The sequence below is a fragment of the Spongiibacter marinus genome, assembly GCF_016906995.1.
In the GTDB taxonomy this organism is placed as follows: domain Bacteria; phylum Pseudomonadota; class Gammaproteobacteria; order Pseudomonadales; family Spongiibacteraceae; genus Spongiibacter; species Spongiibacter marinus.
Map to the genome: position 1 here is coordinate 408496 of NZ_JAFBBD010000003.1, position 26193 is coordinate 434688.

26 protein-coding genes and 1 tRNA gene are annotated in these 26193 nt (G+C 56.3%); 11 read left to right on the forward strand and 16 right to left on the reverse strand.

Going from position 1 to position 26193, the window contains the following annotated elements:
* Positions 1-122: 122 nt before the first annotated feature.
* A complete protein-coding gene (gene ffh / locus HNR64_RS06475) occupies positions 123-1499 on the reverse strand; it encodes a signal recognition particle protein (RefSeq protein WP_204995702.1) in 1377 nt (458 codons plus the stop codon).
* A gap of 182 nt (positions 1500-1681) precedes the next feature.
* On the opposite strand from ffh, the gene HNR64_RS06480 reads away from it, so the two are divergent.
* Together HNR64_RS06480 and HNR64_RS06485 are read left to right on the forward strand one after the other, a co-directional pair.
* Entirely contained in the window at positions 1682-2479 is a 798-nt protein-coding gene (locus HNR64_RS06480; RefSeq protein WP_204995703.1) for a cytochrome C assembly family protein, read from the forward strand.
* A gap of 81 nt (positions 2480-2560) precedes the next feature.
* Positions 2561-3835, forward strand: a complete 1275-nt coding sequence (locus tag HNR64_RS06485) for an HlyC/CorC family transporter (protein WP_204995704.1) — start codon at positions 2561-2563, stop codon at positions 3833-3835.
* 9 nt (positions 3836-3844) lie between these two features.
* Here HNR64_RS06485 and HNR64_RS06490 read toward each other — a convergent pair whose 3' ends face one another.
* From HNR64_RS06490 to queA, 5 genes are read right to left on the reverse strand one after another with little or no spacing between them, the layout of a single operon-like run.
* On the reverse strand, positions 3845-4036 hold the full coding sequence (locus tag HNR64_RS06490; protein WP_204995705.1) for a DUF1289 domain-containing protein: 192 nt from the start codon (positions 4034-4036) through the stop codon (positions 3845-3847).
* Complete coding sequence (locus HNR64_RS06495) at positions 4026-4595, reverse strand: gamma carbonic anhydrase family protein (protein ID WP_204995706.1); 570 nt, start codon at positions 4593-4595, stop codon at positions 4026-4028. The genes HNR64_RS06490 and HNR64_RS06495 overlap by 11 nt, the downstream gene beginning before the upstream one ends.
* An 18-nt stretch (positions 4596-4613) precedes the next feature.
* Positions 4614-4928 carry a YqfO family protein gene (locus HNR64_RS06500; RefSeq protein ID WP_204995707.1) on the reverse strand — a complete coding sequence of 105 codons (315 nt, stop codon included), beginning with the start codon at positions 4926-4928 and terminating at the stop codon, positions 4614-4616.
* Complete coding sequence (gene tgt / locus HNR64_RS06505) at positions 4921-6030, reverse strand: tRNA guanosine(34) transglycosylase Tgt (protein ID WP_204995750.1); 1110 nt, start codon at positions 6028-6030, stop codon at positions 4921-4923. The genes HNR64_RS06500 and tgt overlap by 8 nt, the downstream gene beginning before the upstream one ends.
* A gap of 46 nt (positions 6031-6076) precedes the next feature.
* Positions 6077-7138 (reverse strand): tRNA preQ1(34) S-adenosylmethionine ribosyltransferase-isomerase QueA, encoded by a 1062-nt coding sequence (gene queA, locus HNR64_RS06510; RefSeq protein WP_204995708.1) that lies wholly within the window; start codon positions 7136-7138, stop codon positions 6077-6079.
* A 146-nt stretch (positions 7139-7284) separates the two neighbouring features.
* Between queA and HNR64_RS06515 the strand changes: the two genes are divergently transcribed.
* Positions 7285-7371 (forward strand) — tRNA-Leu (locus HNR64_RS06515).
* Positions 7372-7562: 191 nt separating this feature from the next.
* On the opposite strand, the gene HNR64_RS06520 is transcribed toward HNR64_RS06515, so the two are convergent.
* Positions 7563-8852 carry an Ig-like domain-containing protein gene (locus HNR64_RS06520; RefSeq protein WP_204995709.1) on the reverse strand — a complete coding sequence of 430 codons (1290 nt, stop codon included), beginning with the start codon at positions 8850-8852 and terminating at the stop codon, positions 7563-7565.
* Positions 8853-9200: 348 nt separating this feature from the next.
* Here HNR64_RS06520 and HNR64_RS06525 point away from each other — a divergent pair, with 348 nt between their 5' ends.
* The 3 genes from HNR64_RS06525 (at position 9201) to HNR64_RS06535 (ending at position 12336) form a co-directional block, all read left to right on the forward strand.
* On the forward strand, positions 9201-9788 hold the full coding sequence (locus tag HNR64_RS06525) for a PaaI family thioesterase (protein ID WP_204995710.1): 588 nt from the start codon (positions 9201-9203) through the stop codon (positions 9786-9788).
* 47 nt (positions 9789-9835) lie between these two features.
* Positions 9836-11893, forward strand: coding sequence for a TonB-dependent receptor (locus HNR64_RS06530; protein ID WP_204995711.1), 2058 nt, complete (start codon positions 9836-9838; stop codon positions 11891-11893).
* Positions 11894-12066: 173 nt separating this feature from the next.
* Positions 12067-12336, forward strand: coding sequence for a hypothetical protein (locus HNR64_RS06535; RefSeq protein WP_204995712.1), 270 nt, complete (start codon positions 12067-12069; stop codon positions 12334-12336).
* On the opposite strand, the gene HNR64_RS06540 is transcribed toward HNR64_RS06535, so the two are convergent.
* On the reverse strand, positions 12333-13253 hold the full coding sequence (locus tag HNR64_RS06540) for a LysR family transcriptional regulator (protein ID WP_204995713.1): 921 nt from the start codon (positions 13251-13253) through the stop codon (positions 12333-12335). The genes HNR64_RS06535 and HNR64_RS06540 overlap by 4 nt on opposite strands.
* Positions 13254-13364: 111 nt before the next feature.
* Between HNR64_RS06540 and HNR64_RS06545 the strand changes: the two genes are divergently transcribed.
* From HNR64_RS06545 to HNR64_RS06555, 3 genes are read left to right on the forward strand one after another with little or no spacing between them, the layout of a single operon-like run.
* Positions 13365-14351: a cyclase family protein gene (locus HNR64_RS06545; RefSeq protein ID WP_204995714.1), complete on the forward strand. Its 987-nt coding sequence runs from the start codon at positions 13365-13367 to the stop codon at positions 14349-14351.
* 1 nt (position 14352) lies between these two features.
* Positions 14353-14949: a nitroreductase family protein gene (locus HNR64_RS06550; RefSeq protein WP_204995715.1), complete on the forward strand. Its 597-nt coding sequence runs from the start codon at positions 14353-14355 to the stop codon at positions 14947-14949.
* Between the two features lies 1 nt (position 14950).
* Positions 14951-15871: a DMT family transporter gene (locus tag HNR64_RS06555; protein ID WP_204995716.1), complete on the forward strand. Its 921-nt coding sequence runs from the start codon at positions 14951-14953 to the stop codon at positions 15869-15871.
* Here HNR64_RS06555 and HNR64_RS06560 read toward each other — a convergent pair.
* Complete coding sequence (locus tag HNR64_RS06560) at positions 15857-16864, reverse strand: tryptophan--tRNA ligase (protein ID WP_204995717.1); 1008 nt, start codon at positions 16862-16864, stop codon at positions 15857-15859. The two genes, HNR64_RS06555 and HNR64_RS06560, sit on opposite strands and share 15 nt — an antisense overlap.
* A 73-nt stretch (positions 16865-16937) precedes the next feature.
* Entirely contained in the window at positions 16938-18041 is a 1104-nt protein-coding gene (locus tag HNR64_RS06565) for a tRNA-queuosine alpha-mannosyltransferase domain-containing protein (RefSeq protein WP_204995718.1), read from the reverse strand.
* Between the two features lie 128 nt (positions 18042-18169).
* Here HNR64_RS06565 and HNR64_RS06570 point away from each other — a divergent pair, with 128 nt between their 5' ends.
* The gene (locus HNR64_RS06570; protein ID WP_204995719.1) at positions 18170-18961 is read left to right on the forward strand and encodes an enoyl-CoA hydratase/isomerase family protein; all 792 of its coding nucleotides are present in this window, start codon (positions 18170-18172) and stop codon (positions 18959-18961) included.
* 34 nt (positions 18962-18995) lie between these two features.
* Here the strand turns inward: HNR64_RS06570 and HNR64_RS06575 are convergent, their stop codons facing one another.
* From HNR64_RS06575 to tsaB, 4 genes are all read right to left on the reverse strand, one after another.
* Positions 18996-20276, reverse strand: coding sequence for a M18 family aminopeptidase (locus HNR64_RS06575; protein ID WP_204995720.1), 1281 nt, complete (start codon positions 20274-20276; stop codon positions 18996-18998).
* An 18-nt stretch (positions 20277-20294) separates the two neighbouring features.
* Entirely contained in the window at positions 20295-21194 is a 900-nt protein-coding gene (locus HNR64_RS06580) for an NAD(P)-dependent oxidoreductase (RefSeq protein ID WP_204995721.1), read from the reverse strand.
* A gap of 43 nt (positions 21195-21237) precedes the next feature.
* Positions 21238-22038, reverse strand: a complete 801-nt coding sequence (locus HNR64_RS06585) for an undecaprenyl-diphosphate phosphatase (RefSeq protein WP_027872785.1) — start codon at positions 22036-22038, stop codon at positions 21238-21240.
* Between the two features lie 121 nt (positions 22039-22159).
* Positions 22160-22834 (reverse strand): tRNA (adenosine(37)-N6)-threonylcarbamoyltransferase complex dimerization subunit type 1 TsaB, encoded by a 675-nt coding sequence (tsaB, locus tag HNR64_RS06590; RefSeq protein WP_204995722.1) that lies wholly within the window; start codon positions 22832-22834, stop codon positions 22160-22162.
* Between the two features lie 107 nt (positions 22835-22941).
* On the opposite strand from tsaB, the gene mobA reads away from it, so the two are divergent.
* A complete protein-coding gene (mobA, locus tag HNR64_RS06595; RefSeq protein ID WP_204995723.1) occupies positions 22942-23523 on the forward strand; it encodes a molybdenum cofactor guanylyltransferase MobA in 582 nt (193 codons plus the stop codon).
* 82 nt (positions 23524-23605) lie between these two features.
* On the opposite strand, the gene katG is transcribed toward mobA, so the two are convergent.
* Together katG and HNR64_RS06605 are read right to left on the reverse strand one after the other, a co-directional pair.
* A complete protein-coding gene (gene katG, locus HNR64_RS06600) occupies positions 23606-25789 on the reverse strand; it encodes a catalase/peroxidase HPI (protein ID WP_204995724.1) in 2184 nt (727 codons plus the stop codon).
* Positions 25790-25995: 206 nt separating this feature from the next.
* The coding region (locus tag HNR64_RS06605) for a hypothetical protein (RefSeq protein WP_204995725.1) at positions 25996-26193 on the reverse strand (198 nt) is incomplete at its 5' end.

Below are 26193 nucleotides of genomic sequence, written 5' to 3' on the forward strand. Positions count from 1 at the left end.
ATTTGAAACAGCTGATACACTTTTTTCCCTCTGCGGTGATGATCACCCCACCACCCTGCCAGGCCGTCACCGTAAAATGCGGGCAAGCGCTTGATTATAGTGCGGTTCTCGGCAGCTCCGGACTACATTCCGGGGAAGCGGCCACCGCCACCGGGGGGCATCATTCCACCCATACCGCGCATCATATTGGTCATGCCGCCCTTCTGACCCATTTTTTTCATCATCTTGGCCATTTGCTTGTGCTGTTTAAGCAGGCGGTTCAGATCCTGGATCTGGGTACCGGAACCCGCCACGATGCGCTTCTTGCGCGACCCATTGAGAAGATCCGGATTGCGGCGCTCGGCTGGCGTCATTGAATTGATGATGGCTTCCATGCGCGTAAACATTTTGGTATCGATCTGGCTTTGCGCCATCTGCGCCATATTGCCCATCCCAGGCAATTTATCGAGCATGCCGGTGAGGCCACCCATGTTTTGCATTTGCTGCAGCTGGTCGCGAAGATCCTCAAGGTCGAACTTCTTCCCTTTTTTGATCTTCTTCGCCAATTTTTCGGCTTTCTGCTTATCGAGCTTGGCTTCCGCCTCGTCGATCAGGGAGAGAATATCCCCCATTCCCAGAATGCGTGATGCCACACGATCCGGGTGGAAGGGGTCCAGAGCATCGGTTTTCTCACCCACCCCCAAGAACTTGATGGGCTTGCCGGTAATATGTCGCACCGAAAGCGCCGCACCACCCCGGCTATCCGCATCGGCCTTGGTGAGAATAACCCCGGTAAGCGGCAGCGCTTCGCCGAAGGCCTTGGCGGTATTGGCCGCATCCTGACCGGTCATGGCGTCAACCACGAACAGCGTCTCTGTGGGCGTAATCGCCGCGTGCAACTCTTGAATCTCTGCCATCATGTCGGTGTCGACGTGCAAACGGCCCGCCGTATCGACGATTACCACATCGTAGAACCGCAGCTTTGCCTCGGCGAGCGCCGCCTTGCCGATATCCACGGCTTTTTGCTCGGTGGTGCTCGGAAAGAAATCGACACCGACATCGCCAGCCAGGGTCTCAAGCTGTTTGATGGCCGCTGGCCGGTAAATATCGGCACTCACGACCAGTACTTTCTTCTTTTCTTTTTCCTTTAAGTATTTTGCCAGCTTGCCAACAGAGGTGGTTTTACCTGCACCCTGCAGGCCCGCCATCAGGATGACTGCCGGCGGCTGGGTAGAAAAATCCAAGCCTTCGTTCTTGTCGCCCATGATGTGTTCCAGCTCTTGCTGGACGATTTTCACGAACATTTGCCCCGGGCTCAGGCTCTTGCTTACCTCCTGACCCACCGCGCGTTGCCGCACCGCCTCAACAAAGTCCTTCACCACGGGCAGCGCGACATCGGCCTCAAGCAATGCCATGCGCACATCGCGCATCGCATCTTTTATATTGTCGTCGCTAAGGCGAGCCTGGCCGGTAACATGGCGCAGGGTTTGCGATAAACGTTCGGTGAGATTTTCAAACATGCCATCAACTCTCTGAAGTCGGAAATGCGCTTGTACTGTAAGCCGTATCGACAGGCTGCAGTGAACACGCTTACAATCAGCCCACGCATAGAACGCAGCGGGCCGACAGAAAGACGCGGAAGTATAACCGAGTCACTGCCCAGACCCAAAACGCAGACAGGGAATCCGGCAAAGCCGAGTACATGAACATTGCAAGCAGCCTGATAGCAGTCCTTCTATACTTCTTTGCCACTGGCGCGCAGGCGAGGCGCCTTCGCCTTGGCAACGGCCAGCAACTCAGCCGCGGCGCACTGTGCTTCGGCGCGACAGCCATTACAGCCCATTTTGTGGCGGCGGTAAGCGCCATTGCCACCCCCATGGGCGCAGACCTGGGGCTGTCGCAGCTGTTTTCGCTCCTCACCGGCCTGATTTGCGCGATCACTCTCGGGGCCAGTCTTCGCCGCCCCATACACAACCTGCTGCTGGCGCTGTTCCCCCTGGCCATTCTCGCCATTGCTCTGGAGTTACTTCTACCGGGTCAGCAAGTTGGCGAAAAGCACTCTGCAGGCATGTACAGCCACATTATTTTATCAATATTGGCGTACAGCATGCTCACCATCGCCGCCGTTCAGGCACTGGTACTGGCCAGCCAGGACCGTATGCTGCGCCAGCACCAGCTTCGCGGCTTGCCCAGCTTTATGCCGCCACTGCAAACCATGGAGAGCATGTTGTTTGAGCTGGTTGCCGCGAGCTTCCTGCTGCTAACGGCGGCCATTGGCACCGGCGTGGTATTCGTCGATGACCTGTTAGGCCAGAACCTTGCCCATAAAACGCTGTTTTCCATCATGGCATGGCTGCTGCTCGGCGTGCTTATTGGTGGGCGGCTCGCCCTCGGCTGGCGCGGCCGCACAGCGATTCGCTGGACACTGTGGGCCTTCGCCTTCCTGCTGCTGGGTTATCTTGGCACCAAAATCGCCCTGAGCTTGATTGCCAGCCCCTAACTTATGAGCCTGGCGGCTTGTGCTGCAGGCGGTTTTTCTTCAAGATTGGCACTGATTTTTTTCTCGGGAGTTTAGGGCTTTTTGAACGAGGCACCGCTGGGTCTTTTATTTGGAATATTGGCCGCGCTGATCTTCTTTTCTGGTTTCTTCTCCGGTTCTGAAACTGGAATGATGTCCCTGAACCGCTACCGCCTGCGCCACAAAGTGAAAACTGGCCACCGCGGTGCCCGGCGCGCTGCACGCTTGTTGGAAAAACCCGACAGCCTGATCAGCACGATATTGATCGGCAACAATCTCATCAACAATCTTGCCGCTGCGCTCGCCACCGTACTCGCGATTCGTCTCTATGGCGACAACGCCGTTGTTCCCGCGTCTATTTTGCTGACCCTGGTCTTCCTGATTTTTGCCGAGATCATCCCCAAGACCATTGCCGCGTATAAATCTGAAATGGTGGCCTATACCGTCAGCCATATCTTGCTACCGCTGCGTAGCCTGCTATTCCCGGTAATCTGGCTGGTTAGCCATATCACCCATATGGTGCTGCGCATGACCGGCGTTGAGAAGAATGACGGCAGCGAACACATCGGCATGGAGGAGTTGCGGACCATCGTCGGCGATGCCGGCCATCTGATCCCCAAACATCACCGCGGCATGCTCCTGAATATTTTGGACCTAGAGCTCATCACCGTGGACGACATTATGATCCCGCGCAATGAGGTCTACGGCATTGATATTGAAGCCGACACGACGGCCATCATTGAGAAGCTGCGCGACGCCGAGTTTACCCGCATTCCGGTGTATCAAAACGACATTGATAATGTTGTCGGCATTCTCCATCAGCGGGACATCATTAACAGCGTTGATGAGCACGGCAAAGTACAGCGCGACCGCCTGCTACGCGCCCTCCGCGCGCCCTACTTCATTCCGGAAGGCACGCCCCTGCACACCCAGCTATTTAACTTTCAAAAACAAAAGCGGCGCATGGGCATTGTTGTCGATGAGTACGGCGTGATGCAGGGTATTGTCACGCTAGAGGATTTGCTTGAAGAGATTGTCGGCGAGTTCACGTCCAACCTCAGCACTGACACCGACGACATCACCCACCAAAGCGATGGCACATTTGTGATCGACGGCACCACCACCGTGCGGGATATTAATAAAACCCTCAAGTGGGAACTGCCCACCGACGGGCCGAAAACACTGAACGGCCTGCTATTGGAAACGCTCGAGAGCTTCCCAGAGGCAATGGTAGGGGTTACGGTTGAGGGCTACTGCTTTGAAATTATGGAAATGAAGGGCAACCTGATTCAGCTGGTAAGAGCCTACCCGAAAGGTCGCAACCGTCGGCGCGCATAGCGCCGACAATTAGCCGTAGCGTTCCTTACAGCGCGCATTGGCCATACGGATAATCTCTCGGCGCTGCGCATCATTTACCGACGACCACTCGCGAATTTCGTCCACCGTTCGGTAACAGCCCAGACAGACATCTTGCTCATCCAGTGCGCACACCGAGACACAGGGCGACTTGACTGGGGTTTCTAATGGTTCAGAACTCATCGTTAAATTCCTCGCCATCACACTTTGCCGACACCAAGCTCTGGGGCCGCAAGTCGCTGAGAAAACGCTGACCATTCTCCACATAATGCTGAGCCGAGAGCGCCAGGGTTGCCTGCTCCACGTCGCTCAGTGCGCGCTTAACCTTCGCCGGCATTCCCATCACGAGCGAACCGTCGGGTATCTCCATACCCTCTGTCACCAGCGCATTGGCACCAATCAGGCAGTTTTTTCCGACTTTGGCGCCGTTGAGAACCACTGCATTCATCCCGATTAAACTGCCATCGCCAATCGTGCAGCCGTGCAACATGACCTTGTGGCCAACCGTCACATCCTTGCCAATACTCATCGGAAAACCGTGGTCGGTGTGCAGAATACTGCCATCTTGAATATTGCTGCCAGCACCAATGCGAATCTGTTCGGTGTCTCCGCGGATCACCACATTGAACCAAATGCTTACATTTTGGCTCAGCACAACGTCGCCAATCAGCGATGCATTGTCAGCCACAAAGTGACCATCACCGAGCATTTTGACTCGACGATCACCCAGTTCATACAACATAGCTACTCTCTCGACCCACTACAGGCCATCCACTGTTTCGGTGACATCAAAGGCCGGCTCTTCGTATGGGTGGGCACGTCGCAAGGCGTGAACCACATTCTTAAGCGCCGAGGCCTCGCACACCATTTCTACGCGATATTCGGGTACTACCTCTAATTTCCCCGACTCGCCAATATACGGCTGGGCAGTGCTACCAGGCTTGAATTGACCATAACCCAACGTCTGCCAACAGCAGTGTTCATACTCGCCCTGGCGCCCCGCACCGGCAGCGAAAACCGCGTCTTTCACCGCCTCCAAATGCGAGACGGGGACAAAAAACACCAGCTTATACATCCGCCCTACCATCCTGACTTGCGTAGAATTCCTCGGCAAACTCGGCCAAGCGGCCTTGCTCTATTGCCTGGCGAATTGCCGCCATATGGTTTTGATAGTACCGCAGGTTATGAATGGTGTTGAGCTGGGCGCCCAATATTTCCCGGCATTTATCCAAATGATGCAGGTAGGCTCGGGAAAAATTTTGGCAGGTATAGCAGTCACAATTCGCATCGAGCGGTTGGTCACTGTGGCGATGAACCGCGTTGCGAATCTTAATGACCCCCGTTGAAGTGAACAGGTGGCCATTGCGGGCATTACGGGTTGGCATCACACAGTCAAACATGTCGACACCGCGCATCACGGCTTCAAGAATGTCGGAGGGCTTGCCAACGCCCATCAGGTAGCGGGGCTGCTGCTCTGGTAGATGGTCCGCAATACCATCCAGGACTTTGAGCATTTCCTCTTTGGGCTCGCCAACCGACAGCCCGCCGATGGCATAGCCATCAAAGCCAATATCCTGAAGACCCGCCAGGGATTCGCGGCGCAACTCGGGGTACATGCCACCCTGGATGATCCCAAATAAGGCGGCATCATTGCCTTCGTGGGCGCTTTTACTGCGCTCTGCCCAGCGCAATGACAGCTCCATAGAGCTGCGCGCTTCCGCCTCTGTTGCAGGGTATGGCGTGCACTCATCGAAGATCATAACGATATCGGAGCCCAACTCGCGCTGCACTTCCATTGAGCGCTCCGGATCCATGTACACCTTGCTGCCATCGACCGGCGACTGAAAAGACACGCCCTCTTCACTAATTTTGCGCAGCTTGCCCAAACTCCATACCTGAAAGCCCCCCGAGTCAGTCAGTATCGGCCCTTCCCAGCCAATAAAGTCATGCAGATCACCGTGGGCTTTCACCACCTCTGTACCGGGGCGCAGCATTAAGTGAAAGGTATTGCCCAGTATGATTTCCGCACCGATCTCGTGGATATCCCGTGGCAGCATTCCTTTTACCGTGCCGTAGGTACCTACCGGCATAAAGGCAGGCGTTTGCACCTTGCCGCGCGGAAAGCTTAATTCGCCGCGTCGCGCCAGGCCGTCTTGGGCACTGCGACTGAACTGCATTCGGCAATCATCACGACTGCTGCCAGTATCAGAGGTAGAAGAGGCATCAGTCATTTATGGACTCCTGCTGCAAAGTGGGGAAAACCAGCATGGCATCACCATAACTGAAAAAACGATAACGCTCGGCCACCGCTTCGCGGTAGGCCGCCATTACCGGCGCCTGACCAGCTAGGGCGCTGACCAGCATAATGAGCGTGGACTCCGGGAGGTGGAAGTTGGTAAACAAGGCATCCACGCTCTTAAACTGATAGCCAGGGTAGATAAAAATTCGACTATCACCGGAAAATGCCGCAATTTCACCACTCTGGGAAGCGCTCTCTAAGCTGCGCACACTGGTGGTACCCACGGCGACCACACGCCCGCCACGGGCGCGAGTTGCCCTGACCTGCTGGGCGACGTCGGCCGACACCTCAATATACTCAGCGTGCATCTCGTGATCGCGAATGTCATCTGCACGCACCGGCTGAAAGGTTCCCGCCCCGACATGCAGCGTCACAAAGGCTTGTTCGACGCCCTTTGCCTTACATGCCGCGAGAAAGTCCTCGGTAAAATGCAGACCCGCCGTCGGCGCGGCTACCGCACCATCGCGTTTAGCGTACACCGTTTGGTAGCGCTGCTGATCCTCTGCGTCGTCCGCACGGTCGATATAAGGCGGCAACGGCATGTGGCCATAGGTATTGAGTTGCTCTAACAACGGCGCATCAAAGCACAACTGAAACAAGGCACCTTGGCGGCCAAGCACCTCAACCGCATCACTGCCAACTGGCGCCTCCGCATCCTCGGCCAGGAACAAGCGGCTGCCCGCCTTCGGCGATTTGCTCGCCCGTATATGGGCCAGAGCATGATGTTCATCGATCAGGCGCTCGATCAATATCTCAATGCGACCACCTGATTCCTTTGCGCCAAATAGCCGCGCGGGAATCACTCTGGTGTCGTTAAATACCAGCAAATCCCCCTCGCGCAGATAGTCGAGTAAATCAGGAAACTGCCGGTGCTCGAGCCTGCCGTCACCCTGTAACACCAACAGGCGACTCCCGTCGCGCTGCTGGGCAGGATAACGCGCAATCAGTTCATCAGGCAGATCAAAATAAAAGTCGCGGCGCTGCATACTCTCGATCACTAAAAATAAAGGCCGCAAGATTAACGGAAATCGCTTTCGGACTCCATTCATCGACATTTAGCGCGAAAACCGCAATTTTTTTAGCCGATGGATTGACCGATTAAACAAGGCTGCTATAATCCCGCCTCCTCAATGCCAGAGTGATGAAATTGGTAGACATGAGGGATTCAAAATCCCTTGCCTTCACGGGCGTGCCGGTTCGAGTCCGGCCTCTGGTACCATCTCTTGCTTTACCCTCATTACGCGATTTCCAAGTTGGCGAATTACCAAGCCTCGCAAGTTCTTGCGCTGTTCGGCAAATCCATTGCTTTGGATAAAACTGGCGGGAAGCCTTATCGCCGAAAGATTTTGGGCCAATTAGCGCCCTTTCGACGAGGAGCGATCAGCACTCCCTCCTCGCCCAATTCCAGCATTACTCGGCAAATATCCCGATGGGAAGCGATGGGGGGGGTGTGCTACAAACCTTTGGCTCGTTATTTTCAGCCCCTTCCTCTGCCCAGTACTGGAAGGGGAAAGAGGCATGGGCCGACCTGCCTTGAGCATCGGTGACGACCACATAGAGTGTATAAGAGCCGAAGGTATCAGTGGTCACCGTCATCTTAAAGGGTTCCTGGAAGTCAACACTGACGTCAGCATTTTCAGGCTGGCATTGCACAGTCACATCCACCTTCAGCAAATCCAGGTCAGGATCATAAAAGGCGTTGTCGAGTGCCAAAACGATCGGGGCATTCTCATCAGCGTAAAACACCTTGTTATTCACCCACGACTTCGCTTCAGGAGCGCTATTACTGGCAGAAAATGCATCGACCTCCGACACCTTATCCATTGCTACGCCGGCGCTGAACTGCTCACCGTCAGCCGTTGTAAAACCAATGCCGTAATGATTCAAAAACAATTTAAAGGCGGCTCGCTCATCACCGAATCCCGCTATGGTCGTCAACACTCCATCCGCTTGAGACGACAGCAACACGGCTCCGCTGTTCTGATAATCCATGTAACCGTTTATTTCAGGAACGCCGAAAAAAGCATCCGGTAGCCGATAATAAATTGAGGTAAAACGAAGATTGCTCTCATATTCCTCACCAACACCGGAATCAAACGTGGTGCCATGGCTTTCTGTTTCAACAAACAGGATGTTATTTTCGTCAACGCTCACTGAAAACACTTGAATAGTGCTGCGAGTGGTACGCTCTCCATCTTGAGAGCCGCTGTAATCGACATACTCAATGGTGGCCTTATAGGTCTTGGCAGCGTTGTCTACATCGTGAATATATGATCGGAGTGTGCCACTGATAAGCACACCATCTTCACTATCTTTGCAATTCTCATAGTCCTGAGCGATCGTTGCGCCACGATCCTTGATGGTGACCATCACATAACCAGAGTGATCACAAGCGACCTTCCTGCGGGTATTTTTAAGTTGAAAGGTCGGCATCGGCTGCGGATATAGTTTGCGTAATTCATCAAAAATAAAAATGGCCCCCATCGTTTCAAACCGCAGCGTTTCTGCCACCACTGGAACGTTGGCCCGCGTTAGCTCGTACGTAGAGGACACTGAGTGATCAGCAAGATAGCCGGACGGAGGACGACTTGTCTCACCAGAGCCACCGCCCGATCCGCCACAACCGACAATCAGGGTAATTGATAAAACAACAAATACCGCCCTGCCAGTCAGGCAGAACCTCAATCCTTGAAGAAACATCTTTATACTTCCTATGTAATTAACCACTACCGGCAATAAGCCGCCGCCATCGACGGGGGCAGCCCCACGGTAGAACTCGTATTCAAGAGAGCGAATACCTAGAGTAAAACTTTAACTATTTAAATAACGATTTACCATAGCCGCAAAATACCCCGCCCCAGAGCAATCAAATACTCAACTACGCCTCCCCCTCATTTTACGCATGTCACCCAGCAGCGCTGGTAATTGCAACCAATCCCGGTTGCGCGAAAACAGCGCACACCCAGCGAAGCCTTTGCAGCGAGGCTGCGTCCTATTACACTGCGGCTCTTGTTTTATTTAGTCATTACAATAAGGAACGACGGACACATGTCGGCCAATACTGCCTCATCGCAATTGCTTCGCCTCAGTCGGGCGCTACAGGAAAGTCTGGAACTCAGCATTGACGTTAACGCCGATGCGGAGCGGCTCGCTGAACTTGCCAGCCAGGTGGAAGCGCTGAACGATCAGCTCAGTGCTCACCAGGGCGAGAAGATCATGCCCTATTTCAATATGGAGTTTGGTGATGAGCTGCGCGAGGCCCTGCCCTACGGCCCTGCCACCGGCCGCTACAATGCGTACTCTCCCGATATGGAAGTTGTGGTAGAGAATGACCGCGTAGTCAGTGATATCTGCTTTGGCAAACGTCACGAGGGCCCGCCAAATAGCGTGCACGGCGGCGTGACGAGCCTGGTTTTCGACCAATTACTGGCCTTTGCCTGCCTGCGCAATGGCACCCCGGGCTATACCGCATCGCTGAAGGTCAATTACCGGCGTCCTGTCCCGCTATACAAAACGCTGCGCTTCGACACGTGGCTGGAAGATATCGGTGAGCGCAAAATTATCGCCCACGGTGAGTGCCGTGATGGCGACGACGTACTTGCCTCATCTGAAGGCTTGTTCATCCGAATCGTGTAATATTCACCCTGCTACTAGCCACCCTGACACTAACGGGATCGAACCGAATGAATCTTGTAAGACTGCGCCCACTAAGCCTGCTGCTGGCGGGTATGAGCCCTCTACTCTGGGCGGATCAGGCACCAAGCACCAGCACAACGATGGAGCAAGTGTCCGTTACGGCTAGCCGAACCGAGCGCGACCCGCAGGATTTAAGCGTCGCTATCAGCGTGATAGACCAAGACAGCCTCGACCGAATCGGTCATACCCACATTAGCGAGCTACTGAGCCGTGCGCCGGGGGTGTGGATAAGCCGCGGCAACGGTCAGGAACACCTCACCGCGATTCGCTCCGGGGTGCTCACAGGCGCGGGAAGTTGTGGCGCGTTCTACTTCGCTGAAGACGGTATCCCGCTGCGCGGCCCTGGCTTCTGCAACGTCAACCAACTTTTTGATGTAAACGGCGAACAAGCGGCCCGCATTGAAGTGATTCGCGGCCCCGGTACTGCCGTGCACGGCAGCAACGCCCTCAATGGCGTTATCAACGTTGTCAGCCGGGCGCCAAGCGAAACACCAGAAACGCAGATCGCCGCGGAAGGCGGCCCCAATGACTACGGCCGCCTCAAGTTTAGCCATAGCAACACCGTGGGCAAGCACGGCTATCGCATTAGCGCACACGGCAGCAGTGATGGCGGTTACAAAGATGATTCTGGCTATGACCAGCAAAAGCTGTCGCTACGTCACAACTACAGCGGCGCAGTCTGGTCGGTGCAGTCGCTGCTATCCGCGGCAAACTTGCAACAAGAAACCGCGGGATACGTGCTCGGCAAAGACGCCTACAAAGACGACAGCCGCAAGCGTGAAAACCCCAACCCCGACGCATACCGCAATAGCAAAAATGTGCGCTTCTACAGCCGTTTTGAACGCGATGGCACCCAAGACAGCCACTTTGTAGTCACGCCGTATCTGCGCTACACCGATATGAGCTTTCTACAGCATTTTCTTCCCGGCACCCCGCTTGAAGAAAATGGCGAGCGCAGCGTCGGTGTGCAAACGGCGTTCTACCAGCAAAGCAGCGACAAACTTACCCTGCACAACGGCTTTGACATGGAACTGAGCCAAGCCTACCTGGAGCAGCAGCAGGACAGCGCCGGCTTTGGCCCTTTCCCCCAGGGAAAACACTACGACTACGAAGTCGATGCCCGCTATTTCGCTTGGTTTGTTGGCGGTGACTACGAGGTCAGCGATACAACTCGCCTGAACTTCGGCGGGCGTTACGATATTCAGTTTTACGACTACGACAACCGCATGATTAGCGGCAACACCGCCGACGATGGCACCCCCTGTGCAACGGGCAACGGTGCCTGTCGCTACGCGCGGCCAGACGACCAAAGCGAACGTTTTAGAAATTGGTCTTTCCACGGCGGAGTGGTCCACCAGTTAAACGCCCATCACAGCTTTACCGCCAACCTCGCCCACGGCTTTCGGGCGCCTCAGGCCAGTGAACTCTATCGCCTGCAAAATCAGCAGCTCACATCCAAACTGGAGGAAGAGCTGCTGAATAGTGCAGAGATAGGACTGCGCGGCGAGTGGCAGAATTTCAGCTATCGAAGTGCGGTGTACTGGCTGCAAAAAGACGACGTCATTATTCAAGACAGCAACCGCCAGAATGTAAACGGCGGGCGCACAGAAAGCCGCGGCCTGGAACTTGAAGTGAACTGGGCGCTCACCGAGCAGCTGCTTTGGCGCCTGCAAGGCAGCTACGGCAAGCACCAGTACGACAACGATGCACTGACCAAAGCCGGCAACGAACTCGACACTGCCCCACGTCAGCTCGCCAGCACACAACTCGTCTGGCAGGCCACCCCAAGCACGGTGCTCAGCCTTGAAGCCGTGCACCAGAGTGAGTACTTCCTCGAAGCCGACAACCGCTTCCGCTACCCCGGGCACACACTGCTTCATGCTCGCTGGGTGCAGCACTACGGTGAGCACGTCTACAGCGTGGTGCGGGTAAATAACATTGAGGATGTCGACTACGCAGAGCGCGCCGACTATGCGTTTGGCAACTACCGTTACTTTATCGGCGAGCCCCGCAGCGTCTTTGTTGAGCTTGGCGTCAATTTCTAGCCCCGATAGCCTGGGCAGGGGCTTACCCTGCCTAGGTATAACTCCATAGCTACGCTGCGACTTACCCAAACACAGCGAGACCCAGGTCACCTTCCCGCGCTTCCCGTATTTTCTCTGTTCGGCAATTTCGCAATAGTCAGTAACCAGCGACACCGCGAATTCGGAGAGCAGCGATGACATACACCGCCATATTTACAGCCCTGTTAATACTAATGCTCAGTAGCGCAGCCAGCGCCCAGACTGAACGCGATTTTGCCGGCCAGTCGCTCGACCAGGTTACCGTGACCCCGGAGACCATACGCTCAGCGATTGTGCCCGCGCAGCGGCTGCCAAAGTTGCAGCTTCGGTCCGACTCGGAGCGCTTCGAGCTCTCGCTGCGCCATCGCAATGGCACAACACTCACCCTCGGCCCCTTGGGCATCTCGCTGTCTGCACGTTTTTAGTGTTGATTTGAGAGCGTCAAGGCGCTGTCCCAGGCCGGGTTTTCACCAATGTGCTCCAACATAAAATCGATAAAAACACGTACCTTCGGAGGCAGGTAGCGCCGCACCGGATACACGGCAAAGATTGACAGCTCCGGGCATTGATAGCCCGCCAATACTTGTTGCAAACGACCTTCGCAAATATCCTCAGCAACGGCAAAGCTCGGCATTCGCGCAATGCCTCCCCCCTGGACCGCCATCTGTTTGATTGCAAGGCTGTTATTCAGCTCTGCTACCGGGCGCAAACGCACACTCTGGTGACCGTGCTCAGGGTGGGTAAAGTGCCACTCGGTTGACGACTGTTGATGGCGATAACTTAGAATTCGATGCTCTGCCAATCCAGCCACGTCACCCAGCGGGTTCGCTTTTACATACTCTGGAGAAGCCACCAACAGGTGCCGACAGGGCCCCAAGCGCCGAGCCACCATGCTGGAGTCTGCAAGATCGCTAATACGGATAGACACATCAAAGGCCGGTTCAATGAGTTCGACCTTGCGATCATCTAAATTGACCTCCAGATCGAGCTCAGGAAAGCGCTGCTGTAACGCCGGCAGCAAGGGCGAAACATGCATCACCCCAAATGACATTGGCAGGTTTATGCGCAGCAAACCCGCCGGCTCGTCGCGCATAAGCGCGAGGTCTTCTATGGCGGCATCAATCTCCTGCAAGCCACCCCGGCACCGTGAATAAAAGCGACGCCCGGCGTCCGTTAGGCTCAAACTGCGCGTACTGCGATTGAGTAAGCGAAGCTGCAAGCGCGCTTCAAGGCGGCTCACCTGCTTGCTAACCAGCGACTTGGATATATTCAGCCGTGTTGCCGCTTCGGTAAAACTTCCAGCATCGACCACCTGAGCAAAAACATGGATGTCATCCAGCATAGGCCACCAATTATATTTAATTTGGAAACAATATTATTCCAATAAGGCGGATTATAAAAACAATTCAGCGCGCTAGGCTGGCCACCTGTTTGTACGTCAGGAGACCAAAGCATGAAACGCCTCACCCTACTGCTGCTGTTCGCCGCGTTGCTAAGCCACGCCCACGCAGAACGAGATGTGGGTATTAGCCCATGGGGCGCAACAGATGAAATAGGCCAGCTCAACACCATGAATGCCGAACAGCGCGCCGCTATTTTTATGCGCCTGACCAGCCAGCGCATCTACGATCTATCGGTGGACTATTACATCGGCATGCCCAGCTGGCAGGCCGCCGGCGACCCGCACTACCGACTGTGGATGACCCACACCCCAGGCGGCACCGTCATTGACGACCCGCTTAAGCAAGGAGAGCAGAAAAACCGCCACGTCAGCTACAGCGGCTCGGCTATTTCCATGTATAGCCACACCGGCACACATATCGACGCACTGAGTCACTTTGGCCTCAATGGCAAAATATGGAACGGCTTCCCGGCGGCGAAATACCTTGGCGATCGCGGCTGGCAACGTGGCGGCGTTGAAAAATTCCCCCCCATCGTCGCCCGCGGCGTAATGCTGGATATCGCCGCTCTGCACCAACAGGCGATGCTGCCAGACGGCTACCGCATTACGAAAGACGACATCCTCGCTAGCCTTGCTCGCCAACGCCTGCAACTGCAGCCAGGCGACGTTGTGCTACTTAGAACCGGCCGCATGCAACGTTACGAGCGCGCCGCGGCCTACATGGACTCTCCGCCCGGACTCGGCCTGGAAGCGGCCAAGTATCTCGCCGAAGACGCCGGCGTAATGGTGGTCGGCGCCGATAACCTCAGTCTGGAAGCCTTTCCCTCTGAGCTCGACAGCGACTATGTCCCCGTGCACACCTACCTGCTTGCACAACGCGGGGTTCCCATTATCGAACTCGCCTACCTTGAGGAGTTGGCAAAGGACCGGGTGTACGAGTTCGCATTCATCGCGGCCGGGCTGCGACTGCGCGGCGCCGATGCTGCCCCTCTGCGCCCCATCGCGATCCCTTTACTGCCCCAGAGCAAGGAGCACTGATATGTCCACCCCCTCTCTCAACACCCCAGCGGATATGCTGCCCGCCATTAAACGGCGCTGGTCTCCGCGCGCGTATTCAGACCGCGGCGTGGACCACAAGCAGATAGAGTCGATGATTTCAGCGGCTGCCATGGCCCCGTCGGCCTATAACAGCCAGCCCTGGCGGTTCGTCTACAGCCTGCGCAGCGACGAATACTGGCAAAGCTTTGTTTCGGTGCTGGACGAATTCAATCGCAGCTGGGCGCAACAGGCCTCCGCACTGATCCTGATCGCATCAACACCTGAACACCAAAACGACGGAAAAACTCGCGCTCTGCCCTACCACCAATTTGACTGTGGCGCGGCATGGATGCAGCTGGCACTGCAAGCAGAGCACCTTGGCCTGCAAACGCATGCCATGGCAGGTATCCACCGCGAGCGGGCCGTTTCTGCACAGTTGCTCCCCAATCACTGGCAGCTGCAGGTCGCGGTAGCAGTAGGCTATCTAGGCCAAGCGAACGACTTACCCGCGACGCTGCGCAACCAGGAGACTCGGCGCCCGCGCTTACCCCTGTCAGCAATCGCCTACGCCGGGCGCGGCGCTGCGGAGGTGTCCTGAAATGGAAGGGGCCCAACAGTCGCCGCAAAAATTGGACGCCTCACGGCTACTCCTGATGTCCGGGACCTTGATTGGCCTCAGCTTTCCGATGGCAAAGCTGGCATCGGCCAACGGCTTGAGCCCGCTTTTTTGGGCGATGCTCACGTCCCTTGGCGCCGTCATAGCCCTGTTTCCTGCGCTCTGGTTACAAGGCCGTTTACAGCGGCCACACGGCCAGCGCCTGCGCTACTGCCTTATCGCCGGGCCACTCAGTTTTGCTGCACCGAACCTATTGCTGGTAATCAGTGTGCCGCACAGTGGGGCGGGCTATACAGGATTGATGTTTGCCCTGTCACCGCTGTTCACACTCGTTTTTGCCGCGCTATTGCGCCAGCAAACCACCAGCGGTCTGGGCGTATTGGGCGTGGTGTTAGGTTTGTTGGGGGCCGTGGTGGTCAGCGTCTCGCGTGGCAGCGCCGCCGATGCGCCCGAGCTGGGATATATGCTGCTGGCATTGTGTATTCCGATGCTTCTTGCCGCGGGAAATATCTACCGCAGCTGGGACTGGCCACCCGGCGCCGCGGCAGACGAGCTCGCTCTGTGGAGCCACGGTTTTGCCAGCCTCAGCTACTTGCTGCTACTTATCGCTACCAGTGGGCCCCAAAGCCTTTTTCAGTTTGGCTTGGCACCGGCGCTAAGCAGCGCGCAGTTACTGATTGCAGCAGCAACTGCGCCGCTGATATTCCGATTGCAACAACGCGGCGGCCCCGTACTGCTCAGCCAGCTGGGCTACGTGGCGGCCTCAGTCAGTATGTTGATATCCGCTTCGTTACTTGGCGAGCAATACCCGCCAGGGGCGTGGGCAGGTGCTGCTGCAATCGCGCTGGGTATTGCCATCAGCAGCGCAGCAGCTAAACGCAACGCATCATTAGCCGAAGCGTGACAAACCCACCGCACAGCGCACTTTATCAAGCATCGTTGCCGCCTCGGCGCGGGCTTTCTCTGCGCCTTTGGCCAGCTCAGCATCGAGGTAACTGCCGTCGTTGAGCATGGCATCGTAACGCTCGCGCGCCGCAGAAATTTGATCGTTGATCAATTCAAATAACTGCTTTTTAGCCTCGCCCCAGGCAATACCGTTTTCAAACTCACGGCGCATGTACGCCGTTTGCTCGGCATTGGCAAAGGCCTGCCAAATTTGAAAAACCGTTGAGTCATCTGGGTCTTTGGGCTCACCCGGCTCCAGCAGATTGGTTTTGATTTTATTGATGTGTTTTTTGAGTTTTTTCTCAGGTAAAAACAGCGGAATGGTATTGCCGTAGCTTTTACTCATTTTTCTGCCATCCAAGCCACTGAGCACCGCCACGTCTTCATCGACAACGGCCTCTGGCAGGGCAAATGTTTCACCGTAAATATGGTTAAAACGCTGAGCAATATCGCGCGCCATTTCCAAGTGCTGGGTTTGATCACGCCCCACCGGCACACGCTGCGCGTTAAACATCAGGATATCTGCCGCCATTAACACCGGGTAACAGAACAGCCCCATGGTCACACCGAAATCGGCGTCCTCGCCTTTTTCTTGGTTGTCCTGCACCGCCGCCTTATAGGCGTGGGCACGGTTCATCAACCCCTTGCTCGCCACACAGTTGAGCACCCACATCAACTCCGTGATTTCCGGCACATCAGACTGGCGATAAAAGGTTGTGCGATCCGTATCCAGGCCCAACGCCAGCCACGTAGCCGCAATCTCACGGGCAGACTGATGCACCGCCGCCGGATCCTGGCATTTGATCAATGCGTGGTAGTCGGCCAGAAAGAAAAAACTGTCTTGCTCGGTGGACTGACTCTCTGCAATTGCAGGGCGAATTGCCCCAACATAGTTGCCCAAATGCGGCGTGCCAGTGGTGGTAATACCGGTGAGAACCCGGGGCTTGGCCATGATGCTGTCCTGTATTCACGGAAAACGAAAAGCCGCCTATGATACTGACTGCCAGATGCGCTGTCACCGCCGCTTAGCGGCAAAGCGCATCGAAATGATGCTGATACTCCACGGCGATACACGGCCAATATAAGTCGGAAATATCGGGCGTCTGTAGCGCCCCGCAGCGCTTCTCTGCCAGCAGTGCGGCCAGCGCTTCGCAGGCCGACTCCGCTTCGACAGCAGGCGCATCCAGGGCGCTGTCGTATAAATACGGCGCATCAAACCACTGCGGGTAACACAAGCGCGCTGGCAACAATGGTCGGCAGCCCGCCGCGACAGCCTCCATCACTGCCAAACCCTGAAAATCGTGCAGCGCCGTCGACAGCACCACATCACTGGCGGCCAAGAGTTTTTCGTACTGTTCGCGGCTTTCCACGTAACCAAAATGTTCGCAAACCAGCGACTGGCTGCGGTTAAGCAAGCGCTCAATGTCACCGAAGACCTTGGGGCGTTTGCGAAACTGCTGGCCAATGATGTGTATGTCGAGAGGCAAGGCGGCGCGCTCGCAGGCCTGCAATACCGAGAGCAATTGCTCCGGGCCTTTATCGTATTCCCAGCGGTGATTCCACAACACCGACAAGCGCTCGCCCGGCAAGCGCGGCGCCGCTGGTGCTGGCGGTGCAATACCCACTGGCAGCACCTCGCTGTCGCTAAGCCGATTCATCACCTCACTGCGCGGGCTGAAGTCCGGCAACTTCGCCAGCAGCCTATCGGCGCCCTCGATAAACGTTTGGCGGTTATAGTCGCTATTGAACAGCACCTTGTCTGCCGCCAGGGCGGTGTACAAATTTAGCATCTGAGGTTCAACGCCCTGTCGCTGCTGCGCGCTCACGGGGTAGGCGAACTGGTTTTCGTGGAAATACACCAGCGTCGGTAAGTGGCAAAGCGATGGGCATAAGCCTCGCAGAGCAGATAAATCGGTCATCGATGTGGCGACCAGCAGATCGTAATCGGCATTTAGCCGTTCACTTTGCAACATTGCCCAACTCAGGCTATTACCGCGTAATCGCCAGCTAAAATGGCGCGGCGGCAACGTCAGCACCGTCCACTGATGTGCTGGCATCGCCGCCATCAGGCCGTCAGCCCAGGCTTTGTGGCTATTCGCGTGGTAGGCCGACAATAGCAAAATCCGCACAGTTTCCCCTCACGTTACAGAATCGTCGAAAGTATACTCGTTGACCCGACTACAGCGCTGCACTACCCTTCTTTCCCCACTATCTGGCCCCGCGCCACGTTCATTCACAACAATAGGCAAGCACTGACATGAGCCAATTTGACACCCTGCGCTTCGAACTTGAAAACGGTATCGCTCGCATTTCGCTAAACCGCCCCGACGCGGCACACAGCCTAAATCTACAAATGGCTCAGGAGCTGGCGCAAGCGGCCATTTTATGTGACAGCAATTCCGATGTGCGCGCGGTCGTGCTCACTGCTGACGGCAAAATGTTTTGTGCCGGCGGCGATGTACAAAGCTTTCATCAAGCGGGCGATGAGGCACCGCAACTGATTAAAGAAATTACCGCCAACCTGCACGCCGCCAACTCGCGTTTTGCCCGTATGCGCGCGCCGCTGATTATCGCGGTAAATGGCACTGCCGCCGGCGCCGGTTTTAGCCTAGCGATGTCTGGCGATATTGTGCTGGCTTCCGAAAAGGCCAAGTTCACTATGGCCTACACCGGCATAGCGGTCAGCCCGGATGGCGGCTCGACCACCTGGCTGCCGCGCTTGGTCGGCCTGCGCCGCGCGCAGGAGTTGATTTACACCAACCGCGTTCTCAGTGCTGCCGAGGCGCTGGACTGGGGATTGCTCACCAAGGTGGTTGCCGACGAGGACCTCGCTACGGAAACCGACAAGATTGCCGCGCAACTCGCAGCGGGCCCTACCGAAGCCTATGCGCGCGCACGCGCACTGCTGCTGAGCAGCTACGAAAACGGACTGGAATGCCAGCTCGAACAGGAGAGCCGCGGAATTTCACACTGCGTGGGCAGCGCGGATGGTCAAGAGGGCTTGGCCGCGTTTGTAGAGCGCCGCAAGCCAAGCTTCAAGGGCGAGTAACACATTTGCGCCATGGGGCGTTCTGCGCGCAGCACTATTGCCGCGCGTAGAATGCTGCCAGTACCTGACTCAATCCAACCGCATCATCGGCGCCAGCAAGCTCACGTATTGAGTGCATAGCAAAGGTCGGCACACCGATATCCAACGTTGCCACACCCAGTGCAGACGATGTAATCGGCCCGATGGTGCTTCCACAAGCCATGTCGCTGCGCACCACAAAACTCTGCACCGGCTGCTGACACTGCTGGCATAGATGTCGGAAGGCCGCGCTGGTTTCACTGTTGGTGGCGTAGCGCTGATTGACGTTAATTTTTATTACGGCGCCGCGGTTCAGCAGCGGCCCATGATTCGCGTCGTGACGGTCACTGAAATTGGGGTGAACACCGTGCGCATTGTCTGCCGAGATCATTAAAGAATGAGCAATGGCCCGCTGCCAGCGGCTTTCATCTCCGGCAATACGGCGCAACACCGACTCCAACATGGGCCCCTGAGCACCACTGCTCGACATACTGCCAACTTCTTCATGGTCGTTGCTGACAAGCACACTGTGTTGATCGGAGGGTGCCGACAGCAAGGCTTGCAAGCCGATAAAACAAGACAGCAGATTGTCCAAACGCGCACTGGCAATAAACTCCTGCTCAAGCCCGATTAGGGCAGCGCCCTGCACGTCGTAAAAGCTCAGTTCGTAGTCTAAAACCGTGTCGACATCACTACCGCCCTGCTCAATCAGCAACTGTTTGAGCAGAGCGTTGAAGTCGGGGGCTTTCTCAGGCTGACTGATCAATACCGGCAGATCGGTCTGGGCATTGATACTACGGTTACTGTTGGCCTCTCGGTCCAAATGAATCGCCAAGCTGGGAATACAGCCAATCGCTCGCTCGGTGTTAATCAGGCGATTACGTAACTCGCCATCCTGGCTGCGATAGCTAATGCGGCCTGCCAGGCCTAGGTCGCGATCAAACCAGGGGTTGAGCAGCGCGCCGCCGTACACATCCACACAGAGCTGAAAATACCCCTTCTTGTGCAGTACCGGGTTGGGCTTCACCTTCAAGCAGGGGCTGTCAGTGTGGGCACCGACCATCTTCCAGCCCTGCTGGGCAACATCACCCTGACCCACTCGAAACGCCACAATTGAAGCGCCGTTGCGCAGGGTATAGTAGCCCTTGCCCGCTTCAAGCGACCAATCATCACGCTCATCCAGCGCGATAAACCCCGCGGCGTCCAGCGCTGCAGCCATATTGCTCGCCGCGTGAAAAGGCGTCGGGCTGGCATCTAAAAATGCCATCAACTGCTGGTTAAACGTTTGCTTATCCATATTCAATCCGATCACTCGCTAACCCTTGTCGCTGGAAGAACGTGCGTGTTGCTGCGAAGCCTGCAGTGCTAACAGCAAACTTGATGTATCTTTCCTACCGCCGCCCAGGCTTTGCACCTGTGCGTAAAATTGGTCGACCAAGGCCGTCACAGGCAGACTGCTGCCCTGCCGACGCGCCTCGTCGAGTACATACGACAGGTCCTTGCGCATCCAGTCCACGGCAAAGCCAAAGTCAAATTCCCCGGCCAGCATGGTTTCCGCTCGATTATCCATCTGCCAGGACTGGGCGGCACCCGCGCTGATCACATCCACAACCGCCGACATATCCAAGCCTGCGCGCTGACCAAAGTTCATTCCTTCCGCCAGACCCTGCAGCAGGCCGGCAATGCAGATCTGGTTGACCATTTTAGCCAACTGACCACTGCCAACCGCGCCAAGAAGACGGTACCGCGCCGCATAGCACTGTAATAACGGCTCAGCCTTGGCGAAAGCGGCCGGCTCACCGCCCGCCATTATTGTCAGCTTGCCGGACTCCGCTCCCGCTTGGCCACCCGATACGGGTGCATCAACAAACTGCAGGCCGGCTCGTGTGGCGGCCTGCGCCATCTCTCTTGCCAGCTCGGCAGAGGTGGTGGAATGGTCGACCACAACACCGCCACGCGGCATATGGGCAAACACGCCTTGTTCGCCACACAGCACCTCGCGCACATCAGCGTCGGCCCCCAGACAGACTGCGACAACGTCGCGACCTGCCACCGCATCCGCGACGCTTGCGGCAACGCAGTCGGAATAGGTCGCTTGCCAGCGTTGGGCTTTTTCCACACTGCGGTTGTATACGCGCAGGTCTAGCCCGGCCTTCGCAGCATGCCCCGCCATCGGAAAGCCCATCACACCCAAACCTAAAAATGCTGCCTTCATCACCGTCACCCGTTTTGTTTCTCCGCGTTGCTATGCTACTCAATCAGGCTAGCACGACAGCGTAGATAATGATCGCCAGTACCACTCGGTATATGGCAAAGGGCATCATGCCGACTCGCTCCACCCACTTCATAAATACGCTGATACAGGCGTAGGCTGTTACCGCCGAAACGGCCAGACCGATTGCCAGCAGCTGCCAGGCGACATCACTGCCATGCTGCAGTAATTCCAGTAATTTATAACTACCCGCCGCCGCAATAATGGGCATGGACAACAGGAAGGAGAAGCGCGCGGCATCGCTGCGCCCCAAGCCTAATAACAATGCCGCGGTCATGGTGATCCCCGATCGCGACGTGCCCGGCACCAACGCCAGCGCTTGTGCGAAGCCAACTAACAACGCAATGCGCAGGCCGATATCAGCAATACTGCGGCTGTGGCTCGAGTAGCGATCAACCAAACCGAGAATCACGCCAAACACTAACGTCGTTGTTGCCAGCACCACCCCGCCGCGCAGGTGTTGCTCGATAATATCGTTAAAGATCAGCCCGGCAACCACGGCGGGCAGTGTTGCCACAATCACCATCCATGCAAGCCGGCTGTCGGCGCTGTGTTGCCGTGCCACCACACTTTGCGTCCAGGCGGTAAGCAGTGTGCTAACGTCTTTACGAAAATACGCCAGCACCGCCAACAGCGACCCCACATGCACGGCAACATCAAAAGCAAGGCCCTGATCTTCCCAGCCCAGCAAGGTTTGCGGCAGGACTAAATGCCCGGAACTGGAGATCGGCAAAAACTCCGTTAAGCCTTGAATTGCCGCTAATATCACCGCTTGCAGTGCATCCATTACACGCTTTCCTATCTATCGAATTTGCTTGAGGCTGTTTATGCCAGTGCAATTGTAGTGTGAGAAGGGCCTCGGGCCAGCCCACACTGTGACTGATTTTCTATTGTTTATAAGGTACTGATTATTGCTTCTTCCATGCCACGCTTTCGCGTAAATAAACCGGCTGGGCCTGCTCGGCAGGCAACACCTTCCCTGCCAACACATCTGGCTTTGCCAGCTGCAGCGCGGCGGCGGCACTCGGCAGGATCGTTTGGTCAACAGTGGCTGGCGGGGCATCGCCAAAGCGCTCTGCATAGGTCCAGCCATCGCCGATACCCGCTGCGCCCGCAGCCGTATTGTCGACTTGCTCAGGTGGCAGCAACTGATCAGCGTTTAGCGGTGCAACCATGCCATCGCGGTACTGATAGCGACCGAAATACACCTCGTCCATGCGCGCATCCAGCGCCGGTAATATCATTGCGCCTTCGGCCACGCCCTCTCGCTCAGCGTAGAACTGCGCCATCGCCGCCAGGGTTGAAACCGGCACTACTGGCAATTCCGCCGCAAAAGCCAAGCCCTGCACCGTGGCAATGGCCACCCGCAAGCCCGTAAAAGAACCTGGGCCTGCCGTAAAAACCAGTGCATCCATCTGCGCGAGCGGCAGTGAATGCGCAGCTAACATCTCATCCACCATGGGCAGTAAAAATCGCGTGTGGGCGCGAGGCAGCATACGAAAATCTTCGTACACCTGCCCTTCATGCATCAGCGCAACAGAACACGCCGATGTTGAAGCATCGATGGCAAGCAGGGTTGTCATAGGGAGAGTATCCGACAGCGCTAAAAAACGCTGGCATGATAGCACAGCACAGCCCTAACATAGGCAGCGAACACGCCGAACTCATGGATAAAACAGGGTTTTCCTCAATGCCAGAAACCAATGCCGCCCAACCCTATAGCCTGTTAATTCTGGCTGGCGGACAGGGGCGCCGAATGCAGGGCAAAGACAAGGGCCTGCTGGACTGGCAAGGCCGACCGCTCATCGCCCACATTGTCGATGCGCTTGCTGAGAATGCCCATGAAGTGTTGGTAAGCTGCAACCGCAATAGCGACCGCTACCGGGACTATGGACGCCCCCTGCCCGACACACTTCCCGACTTCCCCGGCCCTTTGGCAGGGATCCTGGCCGGGCTTGAGGGCGCATCCCACGCGCAGGTTTTGGTGGTGCCCTGCGACAACCCCCGCCCGCCCACCGACCTCTATCAGCGACTGAGCGAGCAAAGCAGCAACGCAATTCGTTTTGCCTTTGATGGAGAGCAGGACCAGGTGTTGTACGCACTTATTCCTGCGAACCTCCGCGCAAGCCTGCACGGCTACTTACAGCGAGGCCGGCGCAGCGTTAAAGGCTGGTTCGAACAATGCCATGCTGAAAGAGTGGATTTCTCCGATCAGGCCGAGCGCTTTAAGAATATGAACCGGCCAAGCGATGCCGGACGCAGCAATAGCTAGGCCGCACAAGCCGCAGTACTGTGAGCAACAAAAAAGACGCGCCGGGGCGCGTCTTCAAGCCAAAGCATGGGTCTAGCAGCAGTTATTGCAGATCAAATCGATCCGCATTCATCACCTTCACCCACGCCGCGACAAAGTCGCGGACAAATTTTTCCTTGGCATCGTCCTGGGCATAAACCTCGGCATAGGAGCGCAGAATCGAATTCGAACCGAACACCAAGTCAACGCGTGTCGCCGTCCACTTCACCTCGCCACTAGCGCGGTCACGCAGCTCGAACAGGTTGTCGCTGACCGGCTTCCAGGCGTAACGCATATCGGTTAGCGTGACAAAGAATTCGTTAGTTAAACTGCCCACGCGGTCGGTAAACACGCCGTGCTGGCTCCCACCGGCATTCGCGCCCAACACACGCATCCCGCCGATCAAGACCGTCATTTCCGGTGCACTGAGCCCCAGCAACTGACTGCGGTCCAACATCAACTCTTCGGCGGACACCGTGAAGTCAGCTTTCAGCCAATTTCGGAAAGCGTCGTGCAGCGGCTCCAATACCGCGAAAGACTCAATGTCTGTCATCTCTGCGGTGGCATCACCGCGCCCGGGTGAAAACGGCACAGTGACTGCCACCCCGGCGTTTTGTGCGGCTTGTTCAACAGCCGCGCTACCGGCCAGTACAATGAGGTCTGCCATGCTCACCGATACGCCCTGCGCTTCGCGAACCTTCTCGAGGGTAGTTAACACTTTGTTAAGGCGCTCTGGCTCGTTGCCCGCCCAGTCACGCTGAGGTGCCAAGCGAATACGGCCACCATTCGCCCCGCCGCGACAATCCGAGTTTCGGAAGGTGCGCGCACTGTCCCAAGCGGTGGCGACCAACTCAGATACTGTCAAGCCACTGGCAAGTACAGCGCGCTTCAAGGCTTCCACGTCACCTTCAGACAAGCGGGTTTCTGACGCCGGAATTGGGTCTTGCCAAATCAAGTCCTCGGCAGGCACGTCAGCGCCCAGATAACGGCTTTTTGGCCCTAGATCGCGGTGCGTTAACTTAAACCAAGCGCGGGCGAACACCTCGGAAAAATACGCCGGATCTTTGTAGAACCGCTCGGCAATAACGCGATAGGCGGGGTCTTTAATCATCGCCATATCGGCATCAGTCATAATCGGATTATGGCGCTGCGACGGGTCGTTGGCATCAACCGGCTTGTCTTCTTCCTTGATGTCTATTGGTTCCCACTGCCAGGCGCCAGCCGGGCTCTTTTTCAGCTCCCAGTCGTAGGTAAACAGCAGGTAGAAGTAGCCGTTGTCCCACTGGGTGGGGTTGGTTGTCCAGGCCCCCTCAAGACCACTGGTCACAGCGTCACGGCCTACCCCGCTTCCATTGGGGTTACGCCAGCCCAAGCCCTGCTCAGCAACATCGGCACCTTCCGGCTCGGGGCCGAGGGCTTCCGCGTCGCCATTGCCGTGACATTTACCCACCGTGTGACCGCCAGCGGTGAGTGCTACGGTCTCCTCGTCGTTCATTGCCATGCGCGCAAAGGTAAGGCGAACATCTTCAGCAGTTTTTAGCGGGTCGGGCTTGCCATCAACGCCCTCTGGGTTCACGTAAATCAGGCCCATTTGCACTGCCGCGAGGGGATTGTCGAGCGCGCCGCGCTCATCACTATTCATACGGTCTTGGCCCTTGCCAAGCCATTCGCTCTCAGACCCCCAATTAATATCCTTTTCCGGGTGCCAAATATCTTCGCGCCCGCCGGCGAAACCATAGGTCTTCAGCCCCATCGACTCATAAGCCATATTGCCGGCCAAAATCATCAGGTCTGCCCAAGACAGCTTGTTGCCGTATTTCTTCTTGATTGGCCACAACAGGCGCCGAGCCTTATCCAGATTGGCATTATCAGGCCAGCTATTTAGGGGGGCGAAGCGCTGGTTACCGGTAGCCGCACCGCCACGTCCATCGGCAATGCGGTAGGTGCCAGCAGCGTGCCAGGCCATGCGAATCATCAGACCACCGTAGTGCCCCCAGTCGGCAGGCCACCAATCTTGCGAGTCCGTCATCAATGCCTTGAGGTCACTCTTAACCGCCTCCAGATCCAGCTGCTTAAACGCCTCTGCATAGTTGAAATCCTCAGCCATTGGATTGCTCTTGCGGTCGTGCTGGTGAAGCAAGTCCAGATCCAGCGAATTGGGCCACCAGGATGCAACCTGCGTTTCTTGGCGTGTATTCGCGCCATGCATTACCGGGCATTTACCACCCGAGGTAGAAGAACCAGTCATCGTCGATCTCCATTATTTAAGTCAGCGTATTCATTTTTTTAGCAACACCACCTGCCCTTGAACCTAGCACAGCTTTCTGACCAAGGTCGTCAATCAGCGTTCAGCAGCATTCTTTCCCTATTCCGCAAAACGCGACAACGCGCTTTTCAGTCCAGGCACGACTAGTAAGCCTGCAGACAGAAAAAAGATGAAATCGATTATTAGTATTAAAATGATAGATTTTGGCGATGACTGCTCAGACTGAGCGCCCAGTTAGCCCCGAAGAAAAGCCAGAAATGAAAAAGGCCCGCCATAGGCGAGCCTTTAAATTTGGTACGACCGAGTGGATTCGAACCACCGACCCCCACCATGTCAAGGTGGGGTGAACAATATGCTAAAACATTGTTATTTATTGTTTTATTGCG